At 62.5% G+C, this 7202-nt stretch carries 5 protein-coding genes; 1 reads left to right on the top strand and 4 read right to left on the bottom strand.

Annotated elements, in window-relative coordinates; genetic code table 11:
• Positions 1 to 235 precede the first annotated feature (235 nt).
• A complete protein-coding gene (locus CBW66_RS27285) occupies positions 236 to 2431 on the bottom strand; it encodes a prolyl oligopeptidase family protein (RefSeq protein ID WP_086138069.1) in 2196 nt (731 codons plus the stop codon).
• Between the two features lie 414 nt (positions 2432 to 2845).
• On the opposite strand from CBW66_RS27285, the gene CBW66_RS27280 reads away from it, so the two are divergent.
• Positions 2846 to 4633, top strand: coding sequence for a GGDEF domain-containing protein (locus CBW66_RS27280; RefSeq protein ID WP_086138105.1), 1788 nt, complete (start codon positions 2846 to 2848; stop codon positions 4631 to 4633).
• A gap of 17 nt (positions 4634 to 4650) precedes the next feature.
• Here CBW66_RS27280 and CBW66_RS27275 read toward each other — a convergent pair whose 3' ends face one another.
• From CBW66_RS27275 to CBW66_RS29755, 3 genes are all read right to left on the bottom strand, one after another.
• Positions 4651 to 5094, bottom strand: a complete 444-nt coding sequence (locus CBW66_RS27275) for a DUF6386 family protein (RefSeq protein ID WP_086138070.1) — start codon at positions 5092 to 5094, stop codon at positions 4651 to 4653.
• On the bottom strand, positions 5091 to 5567 hold the full coding sequence (locus tag CBW66_RS27270) for a DUF4262 domain-containing protein (RefSeq protein ID WP_086138071.1): 477 nt from the start codon (positions 5565 to 5567) through the stop codon (positions 5091 to 5093). The genes CBW66_RS27275 and CBW66_RS27270 overlap by 4 nt, the downstream gene beginning before the upstream one ends.
• 101 nt (positions 5568 to 5668) lie before the next feature.
• Positions 5669 to 7057, bottom strand: a complete 1389-nt coding sequence (locus CBW66_RS29755) for a tetratricopeptide repeat protein (RefSeq protein ID WP_086138072.1) — start codon at positions 7055 to 7057, stop codon at positions 5669 to 5671.
• Positions 7058 to 7202: the final 145 nt, after the last annotated feature.

Below are 7202 nucleotides of genomic sequence, written 5' to 3'. Positions count from 1 at the left end.
GAGATCTACGGAGCTGGCTCGGGGCCTAAGGGCGGATACGGCATCCAGTTACCCGGTCTTGATATGCCTATCAAGATTTTGACAGCGGTCGATACCGTTCGCAATACCACGAACGGCATGAGGGGAATAATACAAGGTCGGATTAGCGGCGGCAGGCCGCGTAATCCGACACATTGTTGGCGCTGGTGGCGTCGGATTACGCGCTGCGCGCTCATCCGACCACCCACCTGGCTGACTACTGCGCCGCCACCTTGGCCGGCTCCGCCACCACCGGCGTCATCTTCAACGAACGGCTGAGGAAGCCCCAGCGGTCGGCCACTTCTTCGATCTGCTTGGTGGTCGGCTTGCCGGCGCCATGGCCGGCCTTGCTGTCGATGCGGATCAGCACGGGCGCCGCGCCACCTTGCGCTGCCTGGGCGGCGGCGGCGAACTTGAAGCTGTGGGCAGGCACGACGCGGTCGTCGTGGTCGGCCGTGGTGATCATGGTGGCCGGATAGCAGCCGCCCGCCTTCAGGTTATGCAGCGGCGAGTATTTCACGAGCGCCTTGAACTGCTCGGCATCGTCCGACGAACCGTAGTCAGGTACCCAGCCCCAGCCCACGGTGAACTTGTGGAAACGCAACATGTCGAGCACGCCCACTTGCGGAATCGCCGCGGCGAACAAGTCCGGACGCTGCGTCATGGCCGCGCCGACCAGCAGGCCGCCATTGCTGCCGCCGCCGATCGCCAGCTTCGATGGCGAGGTGACCTTGTTGTCCACCAGCCATTGCGCCGCGCCGATAAAATCGTCGAACACATTTTGCTTGTTCAGCTTGGTGCCAGCCTGATGCCAGGCTTCGCCGTACTCGCCGCCGCCGCGCAGGTTGGCCATCACGTAGACGCCGCCCATTTCCACCCAGGCAAGATTTGCCACGGAGAAGCTCGGCGTCAGCGACACATTGAAGCCGCCATAACCGTACAGGTAGGTCGGGTTCGTGCCGTCGAGCTTCATGCCTTTTTTCGAGACGATGAACATCGGCACCTTGGTACCGTCGCGGCTGGTGAAGAATTGCTGGCGCGTTTCAAAGGCGTTCGGGTCGAAATCGACTTTCGGCTGGCGGTACACCGTGCTCTTGCCCGACTTCATGTCGTAGCGGTAGATGGTCGCCGGCGTCGTGAAGCTGGTGAACGAGTAGAACGTTTCCGTGTCGCCACGCTTGCCCGCAAAACCGCCGGCCGAACCGATGCCCGGCAAGGCCACTTCGCGCACCAGCTTGCCGTTCAGGTCGACGATCTTGATTTGCGTTTGCGCATCTTTCAAGTAATCGAGTACCAGCTGGTTGTTGATCAGGTTGACGGCAACGAGGGTTTCGGCCGCTTGCGGCACGATTTCCTTCCAGTCGGCCGGCGCCGGTTTGCGCGTATCGATGGCGATCACGCGCGATTTTGGCGCCTTGTTGTCCGTCTTGAAGAAGAAGACGGGGCCGTCGTTGTCGATGAACGAGTACGATGCGTCGAATTCTTCCAGCAAGCCGACGACCTTGGCGTTCTTCAGGCGCAAGTCCTTGTAAAAGACGCGGTTCTTGCGCTCCGTGCCTTGCGTGGCCGTGATGATCAAATAATTGCCGTCGTCGCTGACGGTGCTGCCGCCAAACGCCCATTCCTTCTGGTCGGGACGGTCGAAGACGAGCACATCGTCGCTTTGCGGCGTGCCGATCTTGTGGAAGTACAATTTTTGGAAGTAATTGATATCGGCCAGCTTGGTCGCCTCATTCGGCGCGTCATAGCGGCTGTAGAAGAAACCGGTGTTGTCCTTGGTCCACGAGGCGCCCGAGAACTTGGCCCACTGGATGTGGTCCGTCAAATCCTTGCCCGATTCGATGTCGCGCACTTTCCACTCGTTCCAGTCGGAACCGGAAGCGGACGTGGCGTAGGCCAGGTACTTGCCGTTCGGGCTGATCGAGGTGCCGGCCAGCGCCACCGTGCCGTCCGTCGACAGGGTGTTCGGATCCAGCAGCAAACGGGGCTCGTCGGACAGTTTTTTCACCGTGTACAGCACGGCCTGGTTCTGCAAGCCGTCGTTGCGGCTGTAGAAGTAACGGCCGCCCTGCTTGGTTGGCGTAGTGAAACGCTCATAATTCCACAGCTTGGTCAGCCGCTGCTTGATCGCCGCGCGCTCGGGAATGGTGCCCAGGTACGATTGCGTCAGCTTGTTTTGCGCCGCCACCCATGCGCCCGTTTCCGCGCTGTTGGCGTCTTCCAGCCAGCGGTAAGGGTCGGCGATGGTGGTGCCGAAATAGCTGTCTTGCTGGTCGACTTTTTTGCTGACAGGATACGTCACGGCAGCGCCGTCGCCGGCCGGGCACGATGGCATCGCGGCGCTTTGCGCCAGGGCATTGCCACCGAAAGCGGCCATCAAGCTGAATATGAGGGTTGCACTACGTAATTGCATGGGTTGTCGTCTCATTGTTGGATGTCGGGGAACGCATACCGCTCAAGCAAACTCTGCGGCTGCCTATGTTGACTTTCGCCAAGAGAAATCATAGCGCGGATTGTCACTTTTAAAGCACAGTTATCGGATGAATTTGCCGTCTTTTGTTTGGGTAAATTACATGAATGGCCATGATAAATATCGCTTTCGCCGGAATCGGCAAACTGACGTTCACACAAGAAACATTATCAAAAGCAAAGTCGTTTCATCAAGCTGTCATAAATCTTCTTTACTATCGGCAACATGTTCATGGCCCGTCCAGAGGCCGTGCCGCCACATCCGCCTATGTACACTCTCGCCCTCCCCTCCGCCACCGCCGCGCCGGCGCCCGCGACGCCATCGAACGTGGCTTACCTGAAGCCCCCATTGGCCAGCATGACCATCGAAGGGACGGATGCCTTGCACGAGATCCTGGCGGGCCGCAAGCTCAGCGCCCTGTTCCAGCCCATCATCCACATGCACAGCGGCGACATCATCGGCTACGAAGGCTTGATACGGGGACCGTCCGACAGCCCGCTGCACGCGCCGATGAATCTGTTCAAGGTGGCGCGCGCGCATGACCTGACCCTCGAAGTGGAACACCTGTGCCGCCAAGTGGTGCTCGAACGCTTCGCCGAACTGCAGCTGCCAGGAAAACTATTTCTCAACGTCAGCCCCGAGTGTTTGTTGCTGCGCAATGCGCGCCATGGCGAAACCCTGGAATACATCGAGCACATCGGCATCAACCCGGACCGAGTCATCATCGAGCTGACGGAAAACCAGCCCACCTATGACTACGAGCTGATGCGCGAGGCGGTGCTGCACTACCGTAACATGGGTTTCCAGATCGCCATCGACGACCTGGGCGAAGGCTTTTCCAGTCTGCGCCTGTGGTCGGAACTGCGGCCCGAATACGTGAAGATCGACATGCATTTCATCCAGGGCATCAACAACGACCCCGTGAAACTGCAGTTCGTGCGCTCGATCCAGGAAATCGCGGAAAAATCGGGTACCCTGGTGATCGCCGAAGGCATCGAGGCGCAGACGGAATTGCTGGTCTTGCGCGACTTGGGCGTGGCGTTCGGGCAAGGCTACCACCTGGGCCGGCCCAACGCGGTACCGGCGCGCGCCCTGCCGGCCGAAGTGGTGCAGGCGCTGGGGCGCAATGGCGTGGCCGTGTATCCACAGCGCAGCAGCCTGGAAAAGAACGGCGCCAGCATCCGCAAGCTGCTGAACAAGGTGGCGGCCGTCTCGCCGCAGCTCAACAATAACGAGGTGTATGACATCTTCCTGAAGGAACCGAAGCTGATGATCATCCCCGTCGTCGACGACGGCGTGCCGCTGGGCCTGATCAGCCGCTTCGAGATGATCGACCACTTCGCCCGTCCCTACCAGCGCGAACTGTACGGCAAGAAATCATGCAGCCTGTTCATGGATGCCACGCCCCTGATCGCCGACCACGAAACGAGCTTGCAGGAACTCAGCTACACCATGGTGCAGTCTGATGCCCATCACCTGTTCAACGGCTTCATCATCACCGAGCACGGCCGCTACGTGGGCATGGGCACGGGCCACGACCTGATGCGCGAAATCACGCAGATGCAGATCAATGCCGCCCGTTACGCCAATCCGCTCACGCAACTGCCCGGCAACGTCCCCATCAACGAGCATATCGACCGCTTGCTGCACAGCGCTGCCCGCTTCTGGGTCTGCTATTGCGACCTCGACCACTTCAAGCCCTTCAATGACGTGTACGGCTACCGCAAGGGCGATGACGTCATCCAGCTGACGGGAGAAATCCTCAGCAGCCATTGCGACCCGAACCGCGACTTCATCGGCCACATCGGCGGCGACGATTTCATGATTTTGTTCCAGAGCGAAGACTGGGAAACGCGCTGCCAGGCCATGCTGGACGACTTCGCCGCCGCCATCCCCGCCTACTACAGCAGCAGCGACTGCGAACGGGGCGGCTACATCAGCGAAGACCGGCAAGGCAAAAAAGTATTTTATTCCTTGATCAGCCTGTCGCTGGGCGCGATCAAGGTCGAGGCGCACCAGTATTACACGCACCATCAGATCGCCACCCAGGCGGCGGAAGCGAAGAAACAGGCGAAGAAAATCCACGGCAACAGCCTGTTCCTGGACCGGCGGCAAGGCACAGCCGTGGCCCGCATGGACGCCTAGCCAAGGTTCAACGGCGCTCAGATACGCACGAGGTCGGCAAATGCATTGCTGCTGCGCGCATCGGGCACGAATGCCAGGCTGACGCGTGCGCCATCGCGGCGCGCCTGCACGCGGTAGCTGCCCGCCGGCACGTCCACGAACAGGCCGCCGTATGCCGTGTCCGGCTCCAGGCCGCCACCCGTGACGTCTTCCCCGGCGCCGATGAAGACGCGGCCCGAGTCCACAACCAAGTGCACGCTCGCATACGGCTCGGCAAGTTCGGCGTGCAAGGCGATTTCATACGCGCCGTCGCCGCCCATGTTGAAAAACGCCACTTGCCCCGCATTCACGGCCGCCAGTTCCGCGCTGGGGAGGCTCCACCAATCGCAGTCATCGTCGAGCTTGTGGCGCAGGAGGGCCGGGTCGAACACGCACAAGGTCGCCGTGCCGGTCACAATGCGGACGGAGGTGCCTGCCATCATGCGGCCAGCGGCGCCGGCCCCAGCAAGGGCTGGCTGTCCACGTACTGCGCGCTCGCTTGCGGCTGCCACGGGAAGTGGCCATCGCGCGACGGCCAGACGATCTGGTACAGCGTAAAATCATCGCCCTGGTAATACCAGCGCGCATAGCCGACATAGTTGCGGTATTGCTCGACGGGCACGCGCACGAAGGCGCACTGATGGCCTTCCAGCAAGACGTCCGTGGTCGCCGTGAAATCCGTGATGGCGCCGCTGCGCACGGCATCGAGCGCCACGTCGAGTATCTGGTGGGCCATGGCACGGGGCAAGCCCATGATCAGCAATTCAGGCTGGCCAAAGCTGTGGCAAGCACCTATCGTGAACGCATAGCCGGGACCCTCTTCATCCGCACTGATATGCACGCCATGCCAGCCATGCGTGGCGATGTCGTCGATTACTTTTTGCTCGGATGCATCCTCGCCTGCCTGCCTTACCATGCTCCACCTTTCACTGTGCCGAAAACCGCGCCGCCTTCGCGGCATGCTCTTGGGCAATTATCGCATGCAGCGCGCATCGCTGCGCGCACGGTGCCGGCGCGTCATTCGGCCGGCGGCAACGGCGGCGAGCGCCCCTGGTGCCATTGCCGCGCGCGCTGCTGCGCCTCCTGCAGCTGTGCCGGCGCCAGCCTGGTGGCGGCCGCTTCCCTGGCCCTGACCGCCCCGCTATCGCCCCCCTCGGCCGCCAGCGCCAGCCACATATAGCCGCAGACGCTATCCTTCTCCACGCCGCGCCCGCTGTTGTACATGCCGCCCAGGTTGTACTGGGCCAGCGCATGGCCCTGGCCCGCCGCGCGCGCATACCAATGCACGGCCAGGCCATCGTCTTGCGGCACGCCATGGCCGTTCGCATACATGACGCCCAGGTTGTTCTGCGCGCTGGCATCGCCCTGCTCGGCAGCCGTGCGGTACCAGCGCACGGCGCACGCCTCGTCGCGCTCCGCGCCCTGGCCGTTGGCATACATCACGCCCAGGTTGAATTGCGCATTCGACGCGCCCTGTGCCGCCGCCCTGGCATACCAGTCCAGTGCCTGGCGCAAATCGCGGACAACGCCGCGCCCGCCCGCAAACATGCCGCCCAGATTGTATTGCGCCATGCAATGGCCTTGCAGGGCGGCACGCCGATACCAGACGACGGCGCGCGCCTCGTCCTTGCCCACGCCCTGGCCGCGCGCCAGCATCAGGCCCAGGTTGAACTGGGCGTCGGCGTCATCCTGTTCGGCCGCCCGCTGCAGCCAGGCGTAGGCGCGCAGCTGGTCGGGCGCCACGCCCAGGCCTTCCGCATACGCCACGCCGAGTTGCCGCTGCGCCACGGCCAGGCCCTGGGCGGCGGCCTGGCGGAACCAGGCCAGCGCCTGGGCGTCGCTTTGCACCACGCCTTGCCCCCGCTTGTAGACGAGCCCCAAGTTCAGCTGCGCCTGGGCATCGCCCTGCAAGGCCGCCTTGCGGAACCAGGCCAGGGCCAGCGCATCGTTTTTTTTCGCGCCCAGGCCTTGCGCATACGCTTCGCCCAGCAACGATTGCGCGCTGGCCACGCCCTGTTCGGACGCGCGGTAAAACCACGCCAAGGCCAGCTCGTCGCTCTGCAGCACGCCGCGCCCCTTGCGGTACATCTGCCCCAGGTTTTGCTGGGCCGAGGCATCGCCCTGGGCGGCCGCGCGGCGAAACCACAGCACGGCGTCCTCGTCGCTCTGCGCCACGCCGCGGCCACGGTAGTACAGGGCGCCCAGGTGGTTCTGCGCGAAAGCCAGCCCCTGCAGCGCCGCCAGGCGCAGCCAGACAAAGGCGCGTGCATCGTCCTGCGCCACGCCTTCGCCCTTCTTGTACATCAATCCCAGGTTGAACTGGGCGTAGGCATTGCCCTGCTCGGCAGCCGTGCGGAACCAGATATACGCCTCGTGGCTATCTCTGGCAGTATGGTGCTTGTCCATGTGCGCCCCCATCCACATGCCGACGGCACGCGCAAAACGGCGGCCCAGGGCGGCGAAATCGTGTGTTGCTTAAATTGTAAATTCGATGCGGGGGAAGGACTTGAGCAGGCTCAAAGGAAATAACAAAATTATATCATTTTGATGA

The organism is Janthinobacterium sp. GW456P (genome assembly GCF_002127655.1).
Classification (GTDB): domain Bacteria; phylum Pseudomonadota; class Gammaproteobacteria; order Burkholderiales; family Burkholderiaceae_D; genus Janthinobacterium.
Note: the sequence above shows the minus strand (reverse complement) of the source record. Positions and strands in the feature narration are given on the sequence as shown.